Origin of the sequence: Rossellomorea arthrocnemi (assembly GCF_904424705.1) — a bacterium.
GTDB classification, from domain to species: domain Bacteria; phylum Bacillota; class Bacilli; order Bacillales; family Bacillaceae_B; genus Rossellomorea; species Rossellomorea arthrocnemi.
The window spans coordinates 44028-66325 of sequence record NZ_CAJGBF010000010.1 but is presented as its reverse complement, the minus strand read 5'-3'; the positions used below and the strand labels follow the sequence as shown (position 1 = coordinate 66325).

Genomic DNA, 22298 nt, shown 5'->3' with positions numbered 1-22298 from the left:
AAAGCATCCGACTACCCTCGTCAGATGCTCTCCCTCTTCTATCCTGCCAAATCATCTTTTGACCCTTGCTGGATCTGATACATTTGATAATATCGTCCCAATTTCTTCATCAATTCTTCATGATTACCCCGTTCCACAATTTCCCCTCGGTCTAATACAAGAATTTGATCGGCATCCTTGATTGTAGATAACCGATGAGCGATGATAAAGGTCGTTCTGCCTTTTTTCAGGACTTCCATCGCTTCCTGAATAATGGCTTCGGTTTCTGTATCAATGCTCGACGTCGCTTCATCAAGGATCAGAATTGCTGGATTGAAGGCAAGTGCCCGTGCAAAGGAAATCAGTTGACGTTGACCGGATGAAAGGGTGCTTCCTTTCTCTATCACCGGTTCATCATACCCATTCTCCAGATTTTTGAACACTTTCTCTGCTCCTACGGCGTTGAGTGCCGCCTCCACCTGTTCCCCCGAGATCCTTGGGTCATCAAGACTGACGTTTGAGGCAATGGTTCCCGTGAACAAGTAAGGATCCTGTAAGACAATCCCCATATGCTCACGAATCGTCTGATAAGGAATGTCGACAATGTCTTTCCCGTCAATTCGGATTTTCCCTTCATTGCTATCGTAAAATCGGAATAGCAGATTCATGATCGAACTTTTTCCTGAACCTGTGTGTCCCACCAAGGCAACGGTTTCCCCTTTGTTTGCCGTAAACGTAATATCTTTTAACACATACTCATTTTCCTTATATCCAAAGAATACATGCTCAAAGCTGACATTTCCTTCATACCTGTTCATTTTCTCATCTTCCACCTGTGTCCCGTCCTCTTCTAGCAGTCGGAAAACCCGTTCTCCCGCTACAAGTGCCTGTTCAAGGTTGGCAAGCTGGTTCACGATCCCTGTCACCGGTTGGAACAAACGATTGATGTAATCGACAAAGGCATAAAGGACGCCAAGCGTAACCACCGATCCCACTCCGATTGATGCTCCTCCAAAATACCATATGAATGCAACAAAGGTGATATTTCTTAATACACCCACAAGGTTATGTGAAGTCATTGAATTTAAGCTTAATAGTTTATTTTGATACTTGAAGTGTGTTTCGTTTAAGTCCTCAAACTCTGCGTTCGTTTTCTTCTCTCTGCTGAAAGCCTGAATGATATTCATGCCCTGAATGGATTCATTGATCATGGCATTGATATCACTCACTTTCGATCTGATGATGTGATTGTATTTTGACGCATAAATCCTATACAGGAACGTCCAAACAACCAGGATCGGTATAAGGATCAAACAGATGGCCGCTAATTTTGCATCAAGTATAAAGAGTGCAATATAAATACCGATAATATAAATCGTACTGGAGAAGAATGTCGATAGTACGGTTACATACAGATCCCGGATTGCTTCCGTGTCGTTTGTGATCCTGGCGACGACCTTTCCCGCAGGCAGATTATCAAAGTAGCGGATAGGCAGCTTCTGAATGTGTTGAAACACGTCATTACGCATCTTTTGAATGACCCGGTTTGCTGCCTTCTGAAGATAGAAGCGCTGGCCGTATTGGAAAAAGGCCGCGACGACAAGCAAGCCGAAATAAATGGCAATCAATCGAATGATCCTTGGAATTTCCGGATTATAAAATCGCAGAAGCTCCTCCCCTGTTAACTTTTCAGCGGGATAGGTTGCCGACTCATCCCCTTTTTTGATGGTCATTTCCCCGGATGAGACAGATCGTTCCCCATCAAAGGAAACGGGTCCGGGAACGAAATAAAACGCTCTCCCAACCTGAAGGATGCGGATGTCTTCTCCTTTTTTCTCTCCTTCATTGAAGTATTGATCACGCTTATACCACTTCCCTTCAAAGGGTACCGCTTCTTTCCCCTCCACTGTTTCATACCAAGTAGATTCGATCCCGAGAATATGGTCATCGATCATTTTTTTGGCAATGAACGGTCCTGCAAGCTCTGCAGCTACTGACACACTGAGCATCAGGAGGGCAGCTATAATGATTTTTTTATATATTAGGGCATATTCGGTTAGTTTTCTTCCGACTTTCACGCCCCCACCTCCTCAAGTGAGGAATCTTCAACTTGTTGGCGGTCGAATTGTTCTTTATACCAGCCACCATTTTCAAGGAGCCTCTCATGGACTCCTTCTTCTACCACTTTCCCATCTTCAAATACGATGATCCAATCTGCATGCTGGACCGCTGAGAGACGATGAGTCGTAATAATCGTTGTTTTTCCATCACGTTCTGTTCGAATATTGTCTATGATCTTTGCTTCTGTTTTTGCATCAACAGCCGATAATGAGTCATCAAGGATCAAGATTTCAGGATTCTTGATGAGTGCTCTTGCAATCGAAATCCGCTGCTTCTGCCCACCAGAAAGGGCTACACCCTTTTCGCCTACGAGAGTGGTCAACCCATCGGGCAACATTTCGAGATCCTTCTTGAAATCAGCCAGTTCAATAGCTCTTTCAAGATCTTCCTCTGTTGCATCATGTCTCCCAAAAAGGATATTTTCTCTGACACTTCTCGAGAAAAGAACATGATCCTGGGGCACGTATCCAATCCAGTCCCTTACTTGTTGAATGGACAAATCACCAATCGGTATTCCTCCGATGGATAGTGACCCACTTCCCGCTGGATATTCACGGAGCAGTTGCTTGATGAAAGTCGTCTTACCGCTTCCGGTCTTCCCTACAATCCCCAGGGTACCTCCTTGGTGAATATTCACATTGATGTTGGTTAGATTCAGCACCTGTGAGGATGGGTACTTGAAATCCACTTCCTTAAATCCGATCTGGTCAGGCGAATCAATCCATTGAGGATTCTCCCTGTCCTGTACGTCCTGAACATAATCGAGGGTTTCCTGAACCCGATCAAGAGACGCATTTCCCCGCTGCATCACATTGATTAATTCACCAATGGCAAACATCGGCCAGATCAGCATTCCGAGATATACATTAAACGAGACCAGTTCTCCCAACGTGATGGTCTGATGGAACACCAGGTATGCGCCGTAACCCAGTCCAATTAAGTAGCTTAACCCGACCAGGACTTTAATGGTCGGTTCAAAAAGTGAATCGATCTTGGCCACACCAATATTTTTACTGTACACATCTTCTGTCATATCTGAGAACCGCTTCTCATCTGCTCTTTCCTGTACATATGCCCGAATGACCCGGACCCCCGCAATAGACTCAAGTACTTTATCATTCAAGTGCCCGAATGAATCCTGCGCTTCGGTGAATCGCTTATGAATCCTTGCACCGTATATCTTCATTAAGATCGCCATGATCGGCAGTGGTAAAATAGCTGCTATCGTCAGTTTCCAGCTGATGAGAAACCCCATCGTAAACAGGATCGTTAACATAAACACGCTCGAATCAATCAAGGTCAGTACACCGAAACCGGCCGTAACTGAGATGGCCTTCAGATCATTCGTCGCCCTCGCCATTAAATCTCCTGTACGATTCTTCTCGAAGAATGTCGGGGTCATCTTTAGTAAATGTCCCATAAACCTGCTGCGCAGCTTCCTCTCAACGAGAAAGGCTCCTCCAAATAGTTGATACATCCACACATACGTCATCCCATACGATATGAGGGCAATCCCTGCAATCATCCAAAGATACTTCCCCACCACATCCCAGGTCATTGCACCAAGGTGAATGTCATCGATGGCATTCCCTACAAGTTTTGGTGGAATCACATCAAGGATTCCGACAATCGTTAAAAGCACGATTGCCACAGTATATCTTTTCCAATTTTCAATAAAAAACCATGATAATTTCTTAAAAATACTAAACATTCCACTCTACCTCCTCAAGTTGACGTTCTTTACTATCCGCCTTCTGTCTCCACAGCAGACATCATCTTCTTCATTTGAACCATTAACATCATCATTTCCCCCTCAATAAATTGAATATATATGTGATCAAGGCTTACCTTGGATGCACCTTTTGCTAAAATAAAACAGACGAACGTCAAAAGGCGGTCAGATTCAGCATGGCCCCTGGTTTGGCCAACCTGATCTTTAGTGCCTTATGAACGTCCGTCTTGTTTTTGGACATACAAAAGCACAGGTTATATACATAACCTGTGCTCTCATTGATTCATATAAAATCGTTAAGGAGTTACTGGTCATGTGATGATATGAAATTGATATGAAAAGCCGCCGGTGCTCCTTGAACAATATACACTTTCATCATCACAAACCCTCCATTCATTTTTGTTTTTATTCCATTAATAACCATACTATAGAGCTTGAATTGTGTCAATATTATTTTAATTAGTAATTTTCTATACACTATATGATTTTCTATTACATTAGTGAACCATCATTTCTCTAATCTTTTGAATTTCCTCCAGACTTTTTTAGCGATCAATAAATAAAAGATGATGGGAAATGGGCACTGTATCAACCCCCAGATCCCCCAGAACCAGTAATTATGCCCGTTTCTCCGAGAATCGATAAACAAATATATGCTTTGAGTCAAAAGAATGGGTATGACAAGAGGTAAAATATAGAGTTCTTCTTTTGTCATATCCTTTTCACCCTTTTCATGTAAGTGATCCCTGTATAAATTGATGCTCCGACAAAAACGGCACACTGAAGGAGAAGAAATAGAATAGGCATTTGAAATAAGGTTAGAGAAAACGCAGTCAGAATGCAACAGGCGAGGAGAATAAAGACGGCTAGATCTCTATTAAACTTGGCTTTAAGCTGCTCGTGCCGGTCCGCCGTGAATTGTTCAAACCATTGTTGAGAAGGGGTACTTTCGTCTATTTTTAGATCAATGGACCGAAAGCCTTCATCCAATAATTCTTTTAGTTCATCATGTTCATGTTCTTTGTTCATCTATTTTCAACTCCTTTCTCAGCCTTGTGATTCCGTAATGAACCCTCGATTTAACCGTCCCTGGTGGAACCTCCGTCATATGACCGATTTCTTCATAAGAATAGCCATAGTAATGTTTCAGAATGATAGGGAGCCTGATATCTTCAGATAATGTGGATAATGCGGCTAACACATCATTCCACTCTTCATTTCTTGACTCCATCTCCCACTTCAACTTTCTTACACCCATTTCTTCCATTTGCCAATCCTTTTCTCTTTCCCTTTTGCGCTGAAGATCGATATACCTATTAGTGGCGATAGATATCAGCCAAGAGGAAAACTTGGCTCTTCCGTTGTATTGGTGGATCTTCTCAACACACCTGGCCATAGTGTCCTGGGCAAGCTCTTCAGCCAGATCCCGATTCATTGTCACTTTGATCAAATATTTCACCAGAAAAGGATAATGTTCTCTAAAAAGAATAGCAAAGGCTTCATGATTCCCTTTTTTCGCAAGTTTAATCCACTTCTTCTCTTCCATCCTTTACTGTCCTTTCTATCCACTCCAGGAGGTTCAGTTCATTGATATGACGTACAACGGGGAAATTCGTTCATAAAATCATTAATTTTTTTCAAATTATTACTCTTTCAACTTTTAAAACATGAAAACCCTCTATTGAATAGTTATGCCCTATTTAATAGAGGGAAGCTAATGATTATCCATTTAAGACTGCCGTTGGCGTTTCTTCTTCTTCCTTGACGTATTTTGGAAGGATGATGGTGTAGAAGATTCCCACTATGATCAAGCAGCCACCTACCAGCCAATAGAGCATCTCTACGGTGACCACAGAAGGGAATGTTATGGCGATGACTCCCAGTGTGATTGATTGTGACAGCATCATGAGTGGATTGATCCATCCTTGTACCCTTCCCATCATTTTAGGGTCGATGATACTCGGCATCCACCCTCCGATTGCAATATTCACAAGTGGCAATCCCAGTGCAGCAATGAAAATAATCATCAGGAAGATCCATGTGGTCGGCGCGAAGGAGGCTGCTATGATAAACGTTCCTGAAATCACCAGACCTGTCACAATCAATACATGAAACTTGAATTTCTGAGTCAGCATAGATGAAAATATACTTCCGATTAGCACACCGGCACCGAATGCGACACCTAATAGAATAGAGTATTCTTCGTAAGACCCTGGAGCCAGTTTATATTTCAATATAAAGATTGGAATGACAGCGAATCCACCGTTCACTATCCCGAATACGATAAACCCGCCAATCAATGATAATAGCAGCTTATGATTCAGGATATACTTCATTCCAGCTGTAAAGTCTTTTGTGACAGATTGAATGTTCAGGTCTTTCCAGGAATGCTTCCCATTTGGAAGCCGGACTTCTTCAGGTATGACACACTTTTTGATCAAGATAGCAGAGATCACAAAGGTGGCGAAATCAACTGCGATGGCACCATATATTCCAGTGGTCCAATAGACAAAGATTGCAACTGCATTTCCCAGTAGCATAAACAAACTCATCACCATTTGATTCAATCCCGCTGCCGTCGAATAATCATCCTTTGAGAGTACTCCTTGCAAGATACCTTGTTCTGCCGGAAAGAAGAATTTCTGGACACCACTTCTTAAAAACAGGACGGCGAAGATGAGTGGAAGCCACCCGATGAATATAACCCCGAATAATAAAAGGGTGAGAAAAGCACTGATCGTATCACAGTGATAGGCAATTTTTTGACGATCCATTCTGTCCGCGAACACCCCTACAAGGAAAAATACGACAAGAGTAGGGAGCGAATACATCATCTCTGTAACGGAAGCATACATGGGCTGATCAGAAAAGCGATCAAGCAGATAAAACATAAACGCTGTCAGGCCAATCACACTTCCCATATGTGAAGTGAAATTAGCGAAAAATAATTTTAAAAATATTGGATTCTTGAAGATTTCAATCATTTTTTTCATAAATACCTTCCCCCATCAATGACTATCTATCTTTATCATATAGAGTTTCAACCATTGGCAGGAGGGTCTACTGGTGGTTTTTTCCTCCGTCTCCGGTCGGATAACAACAAACAGTTCAAAAACCCATTCCCCGGGCTATTTTATACTAACGCATTTGACGGTTGAGGCAGACAATCGATTAACCATACAAAAATTACCGGGAAACAATCATAATTTGACAGAAAAGGAGCAACCTAAAGGTACCTACTCTCTCGCAATCACTATGACTAAATCGGAGGAGTATATCAATATCCTATCAGTATTGGAAGCGTTCTTCGAAAACGGAAAGAGGGCATGCAGGCAAAAAATCCATTCTTCACTTGAACAAAGTCCGACGCCTCTATCCATTCAACAAATCAGGACACGATTTGTTGAACTCCAGGATTTAGAATTCGTTTCCAGCCAAGGAGGTAGAACATGGGACAATCAGAGGGATAATGTTTTAACTATTACATAACCGGGTATCTTTACTCTAACCGGTTAGAAACACAAAATATTCTTCACGAAACAATAAGTCGAGGTGATTTCCATGGTACGTACAATCTTAATGGTCATTGGTGCAATTGTTGTTATTGGCTGGATTATCAGCATGCTTTAAGAAGGACCGTTTCAGTCAAACATTATTCTTGCCATTATTTAAGTTTTTATAGAAAACATAGGAGCAGAATAGGTCTTCCCCCTATTCTGCTCCTTATTTTTCACTCTCACAACGCGGAATTCACATCGGTTGAATTTTCATCGTATCTTGGAAAATTCACTGAAAAAGGTTAACTATTCTTTTAACGGGTAAACAATAGATATCCCAATATAGAGGTGATTAACATGTATAGACATATTCTATTAGCTTATGACGAAACAGATGGAAGTAAAAAGGCATTAGATGAAGTAACCAAATTAATGAAAAGTTCTATAGACTCCAAACTAACTGTACTCCATATTTCAGAGGAGAAGACAGCGAATGCGTCCCGAGATAATTTCACACCTACTCATGCACTCGCTGATACATCTCCTGGATTTGATAATCAGTATATGGGGAATCCCTCGGCTCCTCCTGTCAACAAAGTTCCTACAACAGAAGAAGACAGGCATGAAATCAGGACACCTTCTTCCACCCATCCATTTTTAGTGAATGCCAGGGAAAAACTTTCCCCTCATGGAGTGGATGCCAATTTCATTCACCTGTCAGGTTCGGAAGCGAAACGTATATGTGAATACGCCAAGGAAATACAGGCAGACCTGGTTGTAGTCGGGAGCAGTGGAAAATCCGGTATGAAAAAATGGGTACTCGGAAGCGTAAGCGAAAAAGTCACCCAACACTGTGAATCAAGCGTACTGGTTGTAAAATAACAAAGAAAGGGAGGGAGGGACGGACCTGTAAAAGGTCCGTCCCTCCCTTTTTGATATGCACCCTACTCCCCTGTTAACTCATCAAAGCGCTTGTGACTGCTTTCCTCATCGAAGCTGCTATAGATCCGGTAATCCTCAGCGTCCAATATTCGATAATGTTTACTGAACAGGTTTTGTTGAAGGATGTATTCATCGTTCTTTTTCATATCTTTCCACCAAATCTTGCCACCCAGTGTTTTTTCTTTTCGATAATCAATGCCTTCCCGGGCAATGGTCTCGATGACTTCAAGGGGTTCCCCTCCCAGACTTGCCGTTAAAGTTTCACTGTCCTTAAACAACGCACAAATAGCAACGGCGGCGGTCCAACTGGCCATCACTCTTCCTTTTTCAATCTGCACCAGTGTTTTTTTCGATAACCCTATGACTGTAGCCATCTTGTCCTGTGTGTATCCCGCTTCTGTGCGTACTAGCCTTAATTTATCAGAAATGATTAATATGATCTCTTCTTTTGTCATGGTTTCACACCTTATTCATTTATAGGTGTAATATTACACCTATATCATACCTTTTTCAATCCATATCAACATTATCCGTTAAACCTTGATGAAGACGGGACCTATATCTGAATATGGGTTCCTGAATTAAGTCATTTCCCAAATCAATATATACGGAGCCTTCAGACGCTCCCGGAGATGTGTTGTAAAAGTCAAGCATCACCTTAGGAGTGGTTTATCCGTTTCCCATCGTGGTTTCCACTCGCAAGAAAGGACCCAATACACCAGTATTGGGTCCTTTCAGGTTATGACTTTATTCTTTCAAACGTAATTTAACAGTATCAAACTCTGCCTGAACCTCTTTAGACGGCGGGTTCCCGACTAGGCTAAAGATGAATATTGCAATGGTAGCAAAAATGAAGCCTGGAAGAAGTTCATACACATCGAATATTCCTCCAGTTATCTGCTTCCATACAATTACCGTTACGGCACCCGTGATCATACCTGCAAGCGCACCATTTCTTGTCATCCGCTTCCAGAATAAGCTTAGAATGACAACTGGTCCAAAGGCAGCACCGAAACCTGCCCATGCATAACTGACTAATTCCAACACCTTGCTATCCCGGTCATACCCAAGGAAAATGGCAAGGATCGCGATAACCACTACAGAAATTCGACCAACCAATACTTCTTCCTTTTGGCTTGCTTCTTTTCTAAAAATCGCTTTATAGAAATCCTGAGCCAAAGCACTTGATGAAACAAGGAGCTGAGAATCCACTGTACTCATGATGGCTGATAGAATGGCTGCTAGTAAGAAACCGGCTACCCATGGGTTGAATAATACTTGTGAGAACATGATGAACACCGTTTCAGAATTTTCTAACGGTGAATCTGCGAAATACGCAATACCTGAGAATCCGATGAAGATCGCTCCAAATAGGGAGACAATCATCCATACCATACCAATCAAACGTGCTTTGGGAATTTCTTTCGTTGATTTAATTCCCATAAATCGAACAATGATATGAGGCTGTCCGAAATAACCCAAGCCCCATGCCAGAAGCGATACAACTGATACAAATGTTGCTCCTGTATATACATTCAAGTAGGATGGATCGATGCTTGATACGGCACTTACCGTCGCATCCCAACCACCAATCTCAGAAATAGCTACAACGGGAATGATGATTAAAGCCAGGAACATAAGGATCCCTTGAATGAAGTCTGTCCAGCTGGCTGCCAGAAACCCTCCAAAGAATGTATAAGAAAGAATAACTCCTGCCCCAACCCATAAAGCTAATCGGTAATCCATATTAAATGATTCTTCCAGTAAGATTGCTCCACCAACTAAACTTGATGAAGTATAGAACGTAAAGAAGACCAGGATGATGATAGCAGAGAACACTCGAAGAATTTTGCTTGAATCGTGAAAACGGTTTTCAAAGAAATCCGGTACTGTGATCGAATCATTTGCGACTTCGGTATACACCCGGAATGGTTTTGCAACAAATTGCCAATTCAAGTAAGCACCTACCGATAGACCAATTGCCAACCAGATCGACCCCATTCCACTGGCATAAATGGCACCTGGTAAACCTAGCATCAACCAACCACTCATGTCGGAAGAACCTGCACTCAAGGCAGCCACACCTGCAGTTAATCGCCTACCTCCTAAAACATAGTCGGATAAATTACTAGTTAACTTCGCTGCCATGTAACCAATAATACCCATTCCTATTAAATAAATAATAATCGATGTTAACGTTTCAATATTAATATCCATAATCTACTCCTTTGTTTGTTCTGTAAAAAAAGTTATGATCGATAAAATAATCAATGTCGGCATTGGAATTAATAACCATAACCAGGTTCCCAGTGTTAATTCTTCACCCATATTGAGTCCCTCCTTCTTATGCATTCTAGTGTATTTTTTATACACTTTCTTTTTGAATGTAAATTTCCCGGCTGATGTAGACACAAGATTTATCATACCATAATCCAGAATATTTTAAAGTCACCTGCTTCTAACAGGAATAAATACATGAATAAATATACGTTAATATTCGATATAATAGTCTTATACCTAGTAATTCTCTATATTTATTCACAAAAAATTATTTAAATTTATTAAAAAAACAGTACTTTTTTCACACCTGAATCAAAATAATGTACCCAACAGATACGCTTTATTCATAGTTTTTTCATAATCAAATTTTTTATCCCTGTCCATTGTGTCAAAAAAGATTTCAACTTCTTTATCGATGGCACCCATCTTTTCTGAGATCCCCTGTATTAAGTGGTGTCTCAATGCCTTGTCATGACCATTTGAAATAAATTCCTCTTTCCTTTCCCCCGCGAGGCCAACCCAAAGAACCTTCTGGTGATTGATCTGTGTAAACGCCGGGTAAGTAAAGACTCGGTCAATATACCCTTTCATGATGGCTGGTAAACCATACCACCAAATCGGGAACACAAAGATCATCGCGTCATATCTCTTTAACTTCTTTCTTTCCTTCTCAACAATATGGGATGGCTTGCCTTTCATAGGATTATCCCACTCTTCTTCTCCTTTTTCATCTAAAACTGGATTAAATTCCTCTCGATACAAATCAAGAATGGATGACTTATATTCTTTATCATGAAGACCTTTCTGAATATGCTTTGTGATGGAAAACGTTAGGGAATTCATTCGTGGATGGGCAACGATCATTAGTACTTTCAAGAAAAACATCTCCTTATTGTGATCACTGTGCGACTATCACTCTTCAGGATAACATACTGGATTTTTCTCCAAGTCCGTTTTCTATAATTTGTCGAATTGGATGGGAGAAAATACAGGGCCCGTACGGCTCTCTTCTTTCTACACGGCCCTTTGGAAAAATGGTTGTTTCAGAACAACTTGTATGTCTTGGCTCTGTCAAACGGTGTGCAGGATTTTGAGTTACCCGATCCCCCAATCAACATTATGATTTTAAATACAGCTTTTCTATATAAAAAGAAGATGAAATCGATTTGATTTCATCTTCCCTTTCTCTTTCAGAATGACGATAGCAATCGGTTATGCTTCGCCCCTCTGTATCTTAATGGTCCGTTTTTTTTCTGACTCAGATACAAATAGGGCACAAGCAGCATCCCCTGAGATGTTAATGGATGTACGAGCCATATCCAATAAACGGTCTATTCCCAGTATCAAGCCAATCCCTTCAACGGGGAGATTGACACTGCTTAAAACCATAGCTAGAAGGATTAACCCAACTCCCGGCACCCCTGCAGTTCCTATACTTGCAAGAACAGCGGTGAGGACAACGGTAATGAGTTGTTCCATCGATAAATCCACACTGTATACCTGGGAGATAAACACGGTCGCCACACCTTGCATGATGGCTGTACCATCCATGTTGATCGTAGCTCCCAAGGGCTGAACGAAAGAGCTTACCGGTTTAGAAACACCCAATCGCTGTTGTGCAACATCCATCGAAATCGGGAGGGTGGCATTACTGCTTGATGTACTGAATCCGACACTCATGGCCGGGCTGAAGTTCTTGAAGAACCAAATCGGATTTTTCTTTGCAAGGAATAGAATCGTTCCACCATACGTTATAAACGCATGAACAAGTAAAGCCGCTAATACGACAACAAAATAAAGCCACATGGCCTTAAGGGCACTGGATCCCTGACTTCCGATTGCAGAAGCGATCAATCCAAATGTTCCGTATGGTGCGAATTTCATCACCAGGGTTACCAAATACATCATTAGGTCGTTCCCTTGTTCGACAAGCTTTAATATCCCTTTCGTCTTCTCGCCCAATGCCGTCAATCCAAATCCGATGAAGATGGCAAATGCGATTATTTGCAGCATATTTCCTTCAGTCATGGCCGTTAGAGGATTTTTAGGGATGATGTTCATTAATGTCTCCCCTACAGGAGGAGCCTCTTCTGTTTTAAAGCCTTCTGATTGGGAGGTATCGATTCCTTCAACCAATCCCGGATCAATGATGTATGCCAAAGTCAAACCGATTACAATTGCGATACAGGTTGTCAGTAAAAAGTAGACGATCGTTTTCAACCCAATTCTCCCCAGCTTCTTCGGATCACCTAAACCTGCAGACCCGAGAACGATTGAAAGAAAAACAATCGGCACGACAAGCATACTGATAAGATTGAGAAAAATCTTCCCTAAAGGAGTGAATAGATAAGGATCTAATATATTGAATAAATCTTTTGCAAAAATGTTCAGAATTAAACCAACTACCGCCCCAAGTATTAAGGCTGTAATAATCTTCGTTGTTAAATTAAATTTCATAGATGTACCTCCCTAAAAATATCCAAATAATATAAAGGTTATACCCTTATACGTTTATTATAAAACCAAAATTTTTTGAACTTTCAGCGGACGAATCCTCTCTTTCGCCATCCCCGGCTGCTTTATTCGTTCAAAACTTCATTCTCTTTCACCCATTATACTGATTTTTTTTACAATAAAAGAAGGTTAAGGGAGATTTAAATCCATTTTACTATATTAAAATGTCTGGATATCAAAAAACAGGCAGTTCAATGAATCCTTTATACTACAAAATACTTTCCAATAAATTCTTTTTGTGATTCTGCGATTAAAGTATACGTGATTGGGTAAATAGTAATAATAACAGCATGATAATAGAAAGGAACATATGATGATGAATAAAACAGTCTATTTTCTTTCAAGTAGTCAGCAGCGCAGCTTGATGGCTGAAGGTTGGGCCGCGAAGCTCGATGTATCAGATTGGTCTTTCAAAAGTGCCGGATGGATAACTGAAAGCCGTGCAGAATTCAGCGTCTTAGCAATGAAAGAATTATGTATTGATATTAGTTCATTTCCTCTTTCCCCCATTGAGATGAAGGAACTTGGTAATGCCTCGGTGATTGTCGCAATCCAAGATACAGAATATGATGATCAGATTGAACTTCCTACTGAATTAGAGGAAAAAGTCATCTATTGGAATTTACCGAATCCAAGAAAGCGTTCTTCGTCCTTGATTGAAGAATGGGTACATTATCAGGAGATTTGTGACGAGATCGCCATGAGGGTAAAAGACTTAGAAACCTTACTTCCACAATTCCATTAGAGGACTGATTACAATGTGAAGTTAAATGTAATCAGTCCCTTTTTTTACGTAAAATACTCTAATTTCGCTTTTGGAAAGTGCTTTTCCATATAAGCATAGAGATGATCCTTGATTTCCTGCTCTTCATCCTTTTGATAAATATACTTCCCGATACCGTATTTCCCCCATTTGTATCGTCGTTCTTCCTCATTCAATTCAAGTTTCGTCATGGGATAATTCTTCTCGATCACCCTTTTAGCAGGCTTAGTAAAACGATGCTGGATGAACTCAAAGGTTAAATCCTTTTTTGCTTCCTCAGGAAGATGGGCTTGTAAGTGTTCAAACATTTGCCTATACCCTTCCTGCCATCCCTCATGTATATAAATAGGTGCGACGATAAATCCCAATGGATAGCCAGCCCTGGCAACCTTTCCTGCCGCCTCCAGTCTCTTATCGAGAGAGGAAGTACCAGGTTCAAAATTTTTGATTACATAGTCGGCATTAATACTAAAACGGAATCTCGTTTTCCCATTATGTTTGGCATCCAGAAGATGATCAACATGATGGAATTTGGTGACAAAACGCAATTTCCCAAATTCCGATTCACCAAAATGTTCGATCGCCCGTTTCAGTGTATGAGTAAGATGATCAACCCCTACAATATCTGAAGTGCACGCGGCTTCGAAACGCGTGAATTCAGGTGCTCTTTCTTCGATATACCGATCTGCCGCCTCAAATATTTCATCTACATTGACATAGGTGCGAATATAGGGTTTACTTCCCATCGTAGTCTGAAGATAGCAGTAATGACAGTGTCCCATACACCCAGTGGCAAATGGGATCGCATATTCAGCCGAGGGCTTGGATGTATCAAACTTCAGCGTTTTCCGGACCCCGACCACTAATGTCGATTTGGCAATCCGGTATTTCTGGAAATGATTATCCCCGGGCAGATTTCGAACCTGGTTATGGGACGTAGTATATCGAATTTCCACATCCATTTTCTCGAACTTTTCCTTCAATTGTTTCCCTAGTGGATAATCCAGGGCATCCGGTTCAAAGTAGACCAATTGAGGCACAAACGGTTTCACCATGCTATTCCCTCCTATAGGTCTCCAAATGATTGTGAATAGGCATTCTCAGCTTCTGCTTCTGTTGGATAAACGGCTATTTCATGGGTTAACGGGTAATAGGTTTCATATAGAAATAATGCTAATTCATTCGGATTTTCCGGATTGTGTACGACTGCTGCTTCCTGTACATTAGCCACACTTTGAGTATGCGGGTTTCGGTAAATCACGTATACAACATCGCCAGCTTGATATGGCATATAGTGATCGTTCAATTCCATCTTTCTCACCTTTTTCATCATGTCATTGTTATCATTTTCTGTTAAGAAGGTTAGAATTATGATGGTAAAAGATGTTTAATGATTTTCTTGGCAAAAAGAGGCCTCTCCTGCACAAGTTGCAGGAGAAGCCTCTTTTTCTATATTCCATAAAATTCAGATGTATTCCAAAACATTTGCTTATATACTGCTGCTTCTGACATACCTTTGATTTCTGCGATTTTTTCAATGGAACGGTGCATCATGCCGGGATGAGTCATTCTTTCTTGAAAGACATCTCCAAACCGCCAAGGACCGTCTGTTTCCACCATCAGCCTCTCAATTGGATAGTTTCTGACAAGCTGCTGTATTTCCTCTTCATACAGTACATCCGGCGTAACGGAAACGTAGTAACCATTACGAATCATCCTTTCAATTGTTTCCTTATCTCCCTTGAACCAATGAAAATGCGCTTTTGAAACCGAATGTTTCTCCAATAAATCGCAAATGATGGGAGCATGTTCATAAACCCCATGAAGAATGATGGGTTTATCCAGCAGCTTGGATTCAATGATAAAACGTTCCAGCAGCTCTATATAAGGAGTGAGCACCATAGACGGGTCACTTTTCATTTTATAATAGGGTAACCCTACCTCTCCGATTGCTGCGAGGTCTTCATGATTTCGCTGAATATATGCCAGAAGTTCATCCACCTCTCTTACAGACGGGAGCTCTTGTTCCGGATGAAAACCGGCTGCTGCCTTAATCCGTCTGTCTCTATTCGCAAATGCAAGATTTTGTTTGGATGATTGCAGGTGAAAAGATACAGATATAAGAGCCTCTACTGAATAAAGGTCGAGTTCCTGCAAAATTTTTTCCCGTTCTTCCATTTCATATAAATCCAGGTGAATATGAGCATCGATCAAGAATGGTTTACACATATTGAGATAACTCCTCAAAAATATCCGTTTTCCATTTCAAGAATTCTCCGGTTAAAAGAATTTCTTTGTCACGCGGTCGGGGGAATGGCACATTGAACTCCTTTTGCACGCGTGCTGGCCGGGTTGATAATACGATGATCCGGTCTGACAAAAAGAGGGCTTCATCAATATTATGAGTGACAAATAGAACCGAGCTCAGATCCTCTTCCCAAATGGAAAGAAGCCACTTCTGCATGTCCAATCGGGTAAATTCATCCAGGGCCGAAAAAGGTTCGTCCAGGCACAGAAACGATTGAGGGCTGACCAGGGCACGAATGAATGCCACACGCTGTTTCATCCCCCCGGAGAGATCTTCAGGATAAGCGTCCTCATAACCCTTTAACCCGGCACGTTCAATCATATTCATCGCTCTATCCTTATCCCTTTTACCATGTAACTCCTGACCAAGCATTACATTCTCGATCACCGTCCTCCACGGAAAGAGAGACGGACTTTGAGGCATATAGCTGATGGAACCTCTCCGACCATTTATCGACTGACCATCCAGCTGAATATCTCCTGAATCGGGTGTGAACAGTCCACCGATTACGTGAAATAAGGTGCTTTTCCCACTTCCGGAAGGTCCAAGAATTGAAACAAACTCACCTTCTTTCACTTGAATGGTAAGATCATCCAAAATCAATTCACCATCAAAGGACTTAGACATATTTTGAATGGATAAGGTCGTCATATTACTTGTCCTCCTTTCGATTCCACTTCACCATGATTTTCTCCAATAAAAGGATGACTCCAAAGAACATCAGGCTGAGGAGCATGATCATGAAAATCGCTACAAATACCCGGTCGGTCCTGAACGAAGAGGATGCCAGTGTCATATAGACTCCGATTCCTTTTTGAGCTCCGAGCCATTCCGAGATGACCGCTCCCATCACGCTATAGGTAGCTGAAATTTTCAGACCTGAGAAGATGGACGGCAGTGCATGCGGCCATTCCACTTTCCTGAAAATCTGTCCTTTTGTAGCGCCAGACATTTTCATATAGAGGATATACTCTGCATTCGTCTGTCTAAATCCATCCATTGCCGAGACGGCAACCGGAAAGAAACATATTAAGGTAATCACGATGATTTTTGGTAAGAGTCCAAACCCAAACCAAATAACAAGAAGAGGAGCCAGGACAATGATGGGTATATTCTGGGACAAGATCATAAGCGGATAGACCGCTTCCCTTACCTTTGGCAGGAGATGCAATCCAACCGCAGTCCCGATCCCGATGGAACAGCCAATCGTAAACCCGGCAATCGTCAGATAAGTCGTTGAAGCAAGGTGTAGAGAGAAAAGGGGCCATGAAGTGACCCCTTCAGCCCATATATCGGAAGGGGAAGGCATCAGCCATGCAGGAACTTGGAATACCCTCGTGGTGACTTCCCAAATGATGAATAAAAGGATGAGGACCAAGAAGGGTCTCCATCCTTTAGAAATCCATGTTCTCATCACTTATATTTCTCCGTTAAGTCGTTCATCTCTATCCCATCCGGCTGATACAATACTTTAATTTGTGAAATGACATTTGTGCTGCCCATTTCAGTCATCCGCTCATTCATTTGCTCGACCACCTTAAATAAATCGGTCAGATTCCCTTCCATCGTAGTTTCTAACGGGTGTACTTCATAATGGACCCCGGATTTTTCAATGATCGCGATTGCTTCATCAACATACGGAATGACATCTTCACCGCTTTTTGTCTTCGGAATAATTTGAATGCTTACAAGTGCGTTCCCCATTTTGTTCACCTCTTATTTTGGTAAAAATTCGTTCGTAAATGCTTTCTTGCTCTCTAGTTTTTTATCTAATAAATCATTATCATACATCCATGATGCATAGTTCTCCCAAACGTCAAGCTTCTGCTCTCCCCATCTGTCAGCGTCATCCTTATATTTAGGCGCTAACCACTCCTGACTCTTGATGACTAATTCTTTATCAAGATCCGGAGCTGCCTCTAGGAGGATATCAGCGGCTTCTTTCGGGTTGTCGATAGTATATTGATACCCTTTTGAAGTCGCTGAAAGGAATGCTTTGACCGTTTCAGGATTTGATTCGATCATTTTTTCATTCGTTGTTAGGACCGGAGTATAATAGTCAAGTTTATTAGAATAATCCTTTACATACAACATGTTTAATTCTTCACCCCGAAGCTCAGCCTCGATACCAGTCCACCCATAATAGATCCATGCGAAATCCACATCACGTTTTACGGCGGTAAAGAAATCGGTGTCTCCCATATTGATGAAATTCACTTTATCCACATCAGCATTCTCTTGTTTCATGATCGAATCCATAACAGCTTTTTCCACCGGGGATCCCCACCCGCCGTAGTTTTTCCCTTCGAAATCCGTTGGTTTAGTAATACCCTTACTCTTAGGAGAAGCAAACCCGGAAGTATTATGCTGAATAACTGCAGCAATCGATACGAGGGGAACATCCTGGACTCTTGCTTGAGTAACACTTTCCTGATACCCAACCCCGAATTCTGCTTTCCCTGAAGCAACGAGTTGATCGGCACCCGCTTCTCCAGGTAATATGATATCTACATCCAAACCCTGTTTTTTGAAGTAGCCTTTTTCTTTCGCTACATATAATCCTGTGTGATTGGTATTCGGTGTCCAGTCGAGTACGACGGAGACCTTTTTAAGTTCCTCCTTCTCATCAAGAGCCTTGTCTTTTGCACTGCTGCAGGCCGTTAACAGAAGTACAGAACAAGTGATGATGAACATCCATTTTTTCATATTGTATCCTCCTTAAATCTTTTGGCTGTTTCAACGTTTATTCAAATATTCTTCACTTATTAAAGCAAATGAATGTATAACAAAAAAGCGCCTCAGGCTAAAGCCCAGGACGCATCGTTAAACATGAATTAGAATCGTTTAAGAGAATGTTTCCTACGCTGGTATCAGCCAGTTCAGGTTCAAAGGGTCAGTATTCTACAGGATACAATCTCAACCGGCCATTCCGGTCCCCCTACACTTATTAGATTATGAGTTTAAACGTTATCTTCATTCCTACTTTGCCATAGAACGGGTGGTTATTCAAGCATTTACTTTTCATTTTGAAAGATTAGCTGAAAATGAGAAGACTCGGTCAGGTCATCTATGAAAAATATGCATGCAGAAGCCGCTTCGGAATACCCATGGTGAAAGAAAAGAAATGCATGTTGCAGTAGAAAGAGATTGACCACTGCCGGCAACAGTCTTTGCTCTTCAAAACTCAAATGACCATATCTTTCATATCCTTTCATAAAGGACTTGATCCATTTGATAGAATGATCTCTTCTTCCCTCTGGTACTACCTTTAGTATACCTGCAAGGAAGTAACCGATGTCTGTAATGCGTGGTGCCGTCCGTATTCGTTCAAAGTCAATGATTCCGCTCACCTCCCCCTCCTTTATCAAAATATTCCCCGGATTGTAGTCGCTATGGACAAGTTGACTGGGCAAACTCTCAAAAGATGTCCTGCTCCTCTTCATCCTTGATAAAATCCTTTGCCCCCGTTTTCCAATCGTTGTCGAATCAAGCTTGTCCACCCATTCTCTTACGTGCTTCTCAATCTCCCATCCCTTCACTTCATTGTGACATCGATATTTTTTAAGGAAGAGGTGAAGGGTTGAAAGGTATGCTCCCGCATTTGTCAGGGAAGTTATAGAATCATTTTTCAATGGCGTTCCTTCCAACGCTTCATATAAAGAATAGAGCTGGTTTCCTTCTTTGACATACGGACGACGAGAGCTGGTTAATAGAGGGCATTCAACTTTCATGCGGTTACTCAATAAATAAGAGGTTAGATAATGCTCCTCCATTTGATTTTCTACGGAAGAATACTTTCTTCTTTTCAAGTAGAAATTCTTCCCTTCTGCCTTCACTTTCGTAACATTCGGGTGGTGACGAAGTGTTTCCATGAATTCAGGATTCATCCCCCAATGACGTACTATATACCGAAGAGGTTCAATCATTTCTATTTCCTTTCAATACGTAGTAATATACATTTAGTATGACTATGAAAGAATATCTCCATACCATATGAAGAGAGGTTACATCTATGCAAAGAATACAAATGACAGAAGACCTATCATTCTCCAGGATCATTCATGGATTATGGAGACTTGCAGATTGGGATCAACCAAAGGAAGACACATTATCCTTAATTCAACACAATATTGAAAGCGGAATCACAACCTTTGACCATGCAGATATTTACGGATCTTATACGTGTGAGGCCTTATTCGGTGAGGCTCTTTCCCTTCAGCCTTCATTGCGGGAAAAGATGGAGATTGTAACGAAATGCGGGATCGTCCTGCCTTCTGACAATCGACCCCAGCATAAAACACACCATTACAACACTAGTAAAAAACACATTCTCGCTTCAGTTGAGAATTCTCTCCAACATTTAAAGACAGATTACATTGATTTATTATTGATTCACCGACCCGACCCATTCATGAATGGAGAAGAAGTGGCTGAAGCCTTCTCTCAATTAAAAGAAGAGGGCAAAGTACGGCATTTCGGCGTGTCCAACTTTAAAGATCATCAGTGGAATATGCTTCAATCTTATTTATCCTTTCCATTGATCACAAACCAAATTGAATTGTCTGCTTACCACTTGGAGAATTTTGCAGACGGCACTTTAAACCTTTGTCAGGAAAAGCGCGTGGCACCAATGGCATGGTCACCACTGGCAGGCGGGACGATTTTCAAAGGAGAAGAGGAGAAAGCTGTCAGGCTTCAACGAACATTAAAGAAAATCCAAGAAGAAACAGGTGCAAACGGGATTGACGAAGTTCTGTATGCATGGCTGCTTAATCATCCGGCAAACATTATGCCGATCGTGGGTTCAGGTAAAAAAGAACGAATCCAAAACGCAATCAATTCACTTAGCATTACATTGGATCATGATCAATGGTTTGAGATCCTGCAAACATCTATGGGACATGACGTTCCATAATATCCCCTTTGCTCAACAAAAAAGACGATCCTTTTTCTAAAGGGTCGTCTTTTTTTAATGAGTTATATCTCCTCCAACATAATATTCAAGGTAGACATCCTGTAATTCATTCATCGACAGTTCATAAAGCTGTTTTCCGAAAGATTTATAAACGCCAATCCTCAATAATTGTTGAATATAAAAGTCCTTTTTTAATTCTGGTGTTTTTTTCTGTTGTGGTTGCGTCTCTTGGTGTAGCATTTTCATCCCTCCAATTGAGGATATACCCCAGATAGGGAGGAAAATAAACATCATTTTACCTAATTTACAGCAGCACCGAAAAAAATGCTCCATGTACAGCCACTCCAAATAATCATGGACAACAGTGATGATGGCCTTCTAATACACTTTTCCCCTCGACTTGGATGGTTGCGTGGTGAATGTTATACTCCTCTCCAAGAAATTCGGAAAGTTGTAATAAGATTGCATCCCGATTCACACCATCTTCCACGACTACATGACAGCTAAGAGCCGTAAATTCAGAGGTAATGCACCACACATGAAGATCATGGACTTCAATGACTCCCGGTATGATCGAAAGACTTTTGCCCACTTTTTCCGTATCTACATTTCTTGGAGATCCCTCCATTAAGATATGAATGGAATCCTTCGTGACTCTCCATCCCGAGACGATAATGAGGATTGCTACGATAACGGAAGCGATCGGATCAGCCAGATTCCAATCAAAGAAATAGATCAGGAGACCCGCTATGATGGCTCCTACTGACCCAAGCATATCACCTAGCACATGAAGGAAGGCACTGCGAACATTCAAGTTATGCTCCGTATCCCCCCTCATTAAAACCCAGGCTACGATGATGTTCACAACTAATCCTATTACAGCGATGATCATCATACTTGATGAAACATTTGGTGTATCAATAAATCGATGGTAGGCTTCCCAGAAGATATAAAGGGAAACGAGAATCAGGGTAATGCCGTTCAGAAATGCAGCTACGATTTCAAAACGTTTGTAACCATATGTCTTCCCTTTATCAGACGCCTTTTCACCTATATAAAATGCTGCCAGACTAAGGCCTAGTGCCGCTGCATCACTGAGCATATGCCCTGCATCTGAAAGAAGGGCAAGACTATTTGTCACTACTCCACCAATCACTTCAACGATCATAAAGGTAAAAATGAATAAAAAACTGATTAATAATGCTTTTTTATTTTGATTGTGGCCATGACTGTGATCGTGACCCATG

General features: G+C 41.4%; 23 protein-coding genes and 1 riboswitch. Of the genes, 4 read left to right on the top strand and 19 right to left on the bottom strand.

Going from position 1 to position 22298, the window contains the following annotated elements:
• Window positions 1-38: 38 nt before the first annotated feature.
• The 5 genes from BAA9072_RS14370 to BAA9072_RS14350 all read right to left on the bottom strand — a co-directional run bounded on the left by BAA9072_RS14370 (window position 39) and on the right by BAA9072_RS14350 (window position 6825).
• A complete protein-coding gene (locus BAA9072_RS14370) occupies window positions 39-2057 on the bottom strand; it encodes an ABC transporter ATP-binding protein (protein WP_201715378.1) in 2019 nt (672 codons plus the stop codon).
• Entirely contained in the window at window positions 2054-3811 is a 1758-nt protein-coding gene (locus tag BAA9072_RS14365) for an ABC transporter ATP-binding protein (protein WP_201715377.1), read from the bottom strand. Before BAA9072_RS14365 ends, BAA9072_RS14370 begins: the two co-directional genes overlap by 4 nt.
• Window positions 3812-4543: 732 nt before the next feature.
• On the bottom strand, window positions 4544-4861 hold the full coding sequence (locus BAA9072_RS14360; RefSeq protein WP_201715376.1) for a YxlC family protein: 318 nt from the start codon (window positions 4859-4861) through the stop codon (window positions 4544-4546).
• Complete coding sequence (gene sigY / locus BAA9072_RS14355) at window positions 4845-5378, bottom strand: RNA polymerase sigma factor SigY (RefSeq protein ID WP_201715375.1); 534 nt, start codon at window positions 5376-5378, stop codon at window positions 4845-4847. The genes BAA9072_RS14360 and sigY overlap by 17 nt, the downstream gene beginning before the upstream one ends.
• 175 nt (window positions 5379-5553) lie before the next feature.
• Window positions 5554-6825: an MFS transporter gene (locus tag BAA9072_RS14350; RefSeq protein ID WP_201715374.1), complete on the bottom strand. Its 1272-nt coding sequence runs from the start codon at window positions 6823-6825 to the stop codon at window positions 5554-5556.
• A gap of 73 nt (window positions 6826-6898) precedes the next feature.
• Here BAA9072_RS14350 and BAA9072_RS14345 point away from each other — a divergent pair, with 73 nt between their 5' ends.
• Both BAA9072_RS14345 and BAA9072_RS14340 read left to right on the top strand, forming a co-directional pair.
• Window positions 6899-7321 carry a hypothetical protein gene (locus BAA9072_RS14345; RefSeq protein ID WP_201715373.1) on the top strand — a complete coding sequence of 141 codons (423 nt, stop codon included), beginning with the start codon at window positions 6899-6901 and terminating at the stop codon, window positions 7319-7321.
• 365 nt (window positions 7322-7686) lie between these two features.
• Window positions 7687-8211 (top strand): universal stress protein, encoded by a 525-nt coding sequence (locus BAA9072_RS14340; protein ID WP_201715372.1) that lies wholly within the window; start codon window positions 7687-7689, stop codon window positions 8209-8211.
• A gap of 62 nt (window positions 8212-8273) precedes the next feature.
• Here the strand turns inward: BAA9072_RS14340 and BAA9072_RS14335 are convergent, their stop codons facing one another.
• From BAA9072_RS14335 to BAA9072_RS14320, 4 genes are all read right to left on the bottom strand, one after another.
• The gene (locus BAA9072_RS14335) at window positions 8274-8726 is read right to left on the bottom strand and encodes a helix-turn-helix transcriptional regulator (RefSeq protein ID WP_201715371.1); all 453 of its coding nucleotides are present in this window, start codon (window positions 8724-8726) and stop codon (window positions 8274-8276) included.
• A 292-nt stretch (window positions 8727-9018) separates the two neighbouring features.
• Entirely contained in the window at window positions 9019-10488 is a 1470-nt protein-coding gene (putP, locus tag BAA9072_RS14330) for a sodium/proline symporter PutP (RefSeq protein ID WP_330999294.1), read from the bottom strand.
• Window positions 10489-10863: 375 nt separating this feature from the next.
• A complete protein-coding gene (locus tag BAA9072_RS14325) occupies window positions 10864-11427 on the bottom strand; it encodes an NAD(P)H oxidoreductase (RefSeq protein WP_201715370.1) in 564 nt (187 codons plus the stop codon).
• A gap of 336 nt (window positions 11428-11763) precedes the next feature.
• Window positions 11764-13008 (bottom strand): dicarboxylate/amino acid:cation symporter, encoded by a 1245-nt coding sequence (locus tag BAA9072_RS14320; RefSeq protein ID WP_201715369.1) that lies wholly within the window; start codon window positions 13006-13008, stop codon window positions 11764-11766.
• A gap of 367 nt (window positions 13009-13375) precedes the next feature.
• On the opposite strand from BAA9072_RS14320, the gene BAA9072_RS14315 reads away from it, so the two are divergent.
• The gene (locus tag BAA9072_RS14315) at window positions 13376-13810 is read left to right on the top strand and encodes a low molecular weight phosphatase family protein (RefSeq protein ID WP_201715368.1); all 435 of its coding nucleotides are present in this window, start codon (window positions 13376-13378) and stop codon (window positions 13808-13810) included.
• Between the two features lie 44 nt (window positions 13811-13854).
• Here the strand turns inward: BAA9072_RS14315 and splB are convergent, their stop codons facing one another.
• The 8 genes from splB to BAA9072_RS14275 all read right to left on the bottom strand — a co-directional run bounded on the left by splB (window position 13855) and on the right by BAA9072_RS14275 (window position 20062).
• Window positions 13855-14883, bottom strand: coding sequence for a spore photoproduct lyase (gene splB, locus BAA9072_RS14310; protein ID WP_201715367.1), 1029 nt, complete (start codon window positions 14881-14883; stop codon window positions 13855-13857).
• Between the two features lie 11 nt (window positions 14884-14894).
• Window positions 14895-15140 carry a transcriptional regulator SplA domain-containing protein gene (locus BAA9072_RS14305; RefSeq protein WP_201715366.1) on the bottom strand — a complete coding sequence of 82 codons (246 nt, stop codon included), beginning with the start codon at window positions 15138-15140 and terminating at the stop codon, window positions 14895-14897.
• 137 nt (window positions 15141-15277) lie between these two features.
• Complete coding sequence (locus tag BAA9072_RS14300) at window positions 15278-16057, bottom strand: TatD family hydrolase (RefSeq protein ID WP_201715365.1); 780 nt, start codon at window positions 16055-16057, stop codon at window positions 15278-15280.
• On the bottom strand, window positions 16050-16787 hold the full coding sequence (locus BAA9072_RS14295; protein WP_201715364.1) for an ABC transporter ATP-binding protein: 738 nt from the start codon (window positions 16785-16787) through the stop codon (window positions 16050-16052). Before BAA9072_RS14295 ends, BAA9072_RS14300 begins: the two co-directional genes overlap by 8 nt.
• A 1-nt stretch (window position 16788) precedes the next feature.
• Window positions 16789-17550 carry an ABC transporter permease gene (locus BAA9072_RS14290; protein ID WP_201715453.1) on the bottom strand — a complete coding sequence of 254 codons (762 nt, stop codon included), beginning with the start codon at window positions 17548-17550 and terminating at the stop codon, window positions 16789-16791.
• The gene (locus BAA9072_RS14285; RefSeq protein ID WP_201715363.1) at window positions 17550-17840 is read right to left on the bottom strand and encodes a thiamine-binding protein; all 291 of its coding nucleotides are present in this window, start codon (window positions 17838-17840) and stop codon (window positions 17550-17552) included. The genes BAA9072_RS14290 and BAA9072_RS14285 overlap by 1 nt, the downstream gene beginning before the upstream one ends.
• A gap of 12 nt (window positions 17841-17852) precedes the next feature.
• Window positions 17853-18842, bottom strand: a complete 990-nt coding sequence (locus BAA9072_RS14280; RefSeq protein WP_201715362.1) for an ABC transporter substrate-binding protein — start codon at window positions 18840-18842, stop codon at window positions 17853-17855.
• 133 nt (window positions 18843-18975) lie between these two features.
• Window positions 18976-19086, bottom strand: a riboswitch (TPP riboswitch).
• Between the two features lie 64 nt (window positions 19087-19150).
• Entirely contained in the window at window positions 19151-20062 is a 912-nt protein-coding gene (locus tag BAA9072_RS14275; RefSeq protein ID WP_201715361.1) for a phosphotransferase enzyme family protein, read from the bottom strand.
• An 86-nt stretch (window positions 20063-20148) separates the two neighbouring features.
• Between BAA9072_RS14275 and BAA9072_RS14270 the strand changes: the two genes are divergently transcribed.
• Window positions 20149-21051 carry an aldo/keto reductase gene (locus BAA9072_RS14270; RefSeq protein WP_201715360.1) on the top strand — a complete coding sequence of 301 codons (903 nt, stop codon included), beginning with the start codon at window positions 20149-20151 and terminating at the stop codon, window positions 21049-21051.
• Window positions 21052-21105: 54 nt separating this feature from the next.
• Here BAA9072_RS14270 and BAA9072_RS14265 read toward each other — a convergent pair whose 3' ends face one another.
• Both BAA9072_RS14265 and BAA9072_RS14260 read right to left on the bottom strand, forming a co-directional pair.
• A complete protein-coding gene (locus BAA9072_RS14265; RefSeq protein ID WP_201715359.1) occupies window positions 21106-21291 on the bottom strand; it encodes a Fur-regulated basic protein FbpA in 186 nt (61 codons plus the stop codon).
• 112 nt (window positions 21292-21403) lie between these two features.
• Complete coding sequence (locus BAA9072_RS14260) at window positions 21404-22297, bottom strand: cation diffusion facilitator family transporter (RefSeq protein WP_201715358.1); 894 nt, start codon at window positions 22295-22297, stop codon at window positions 21404-21406.
• Between the last annotated feature and the right edge of the window lies 1 nt (window position 22298).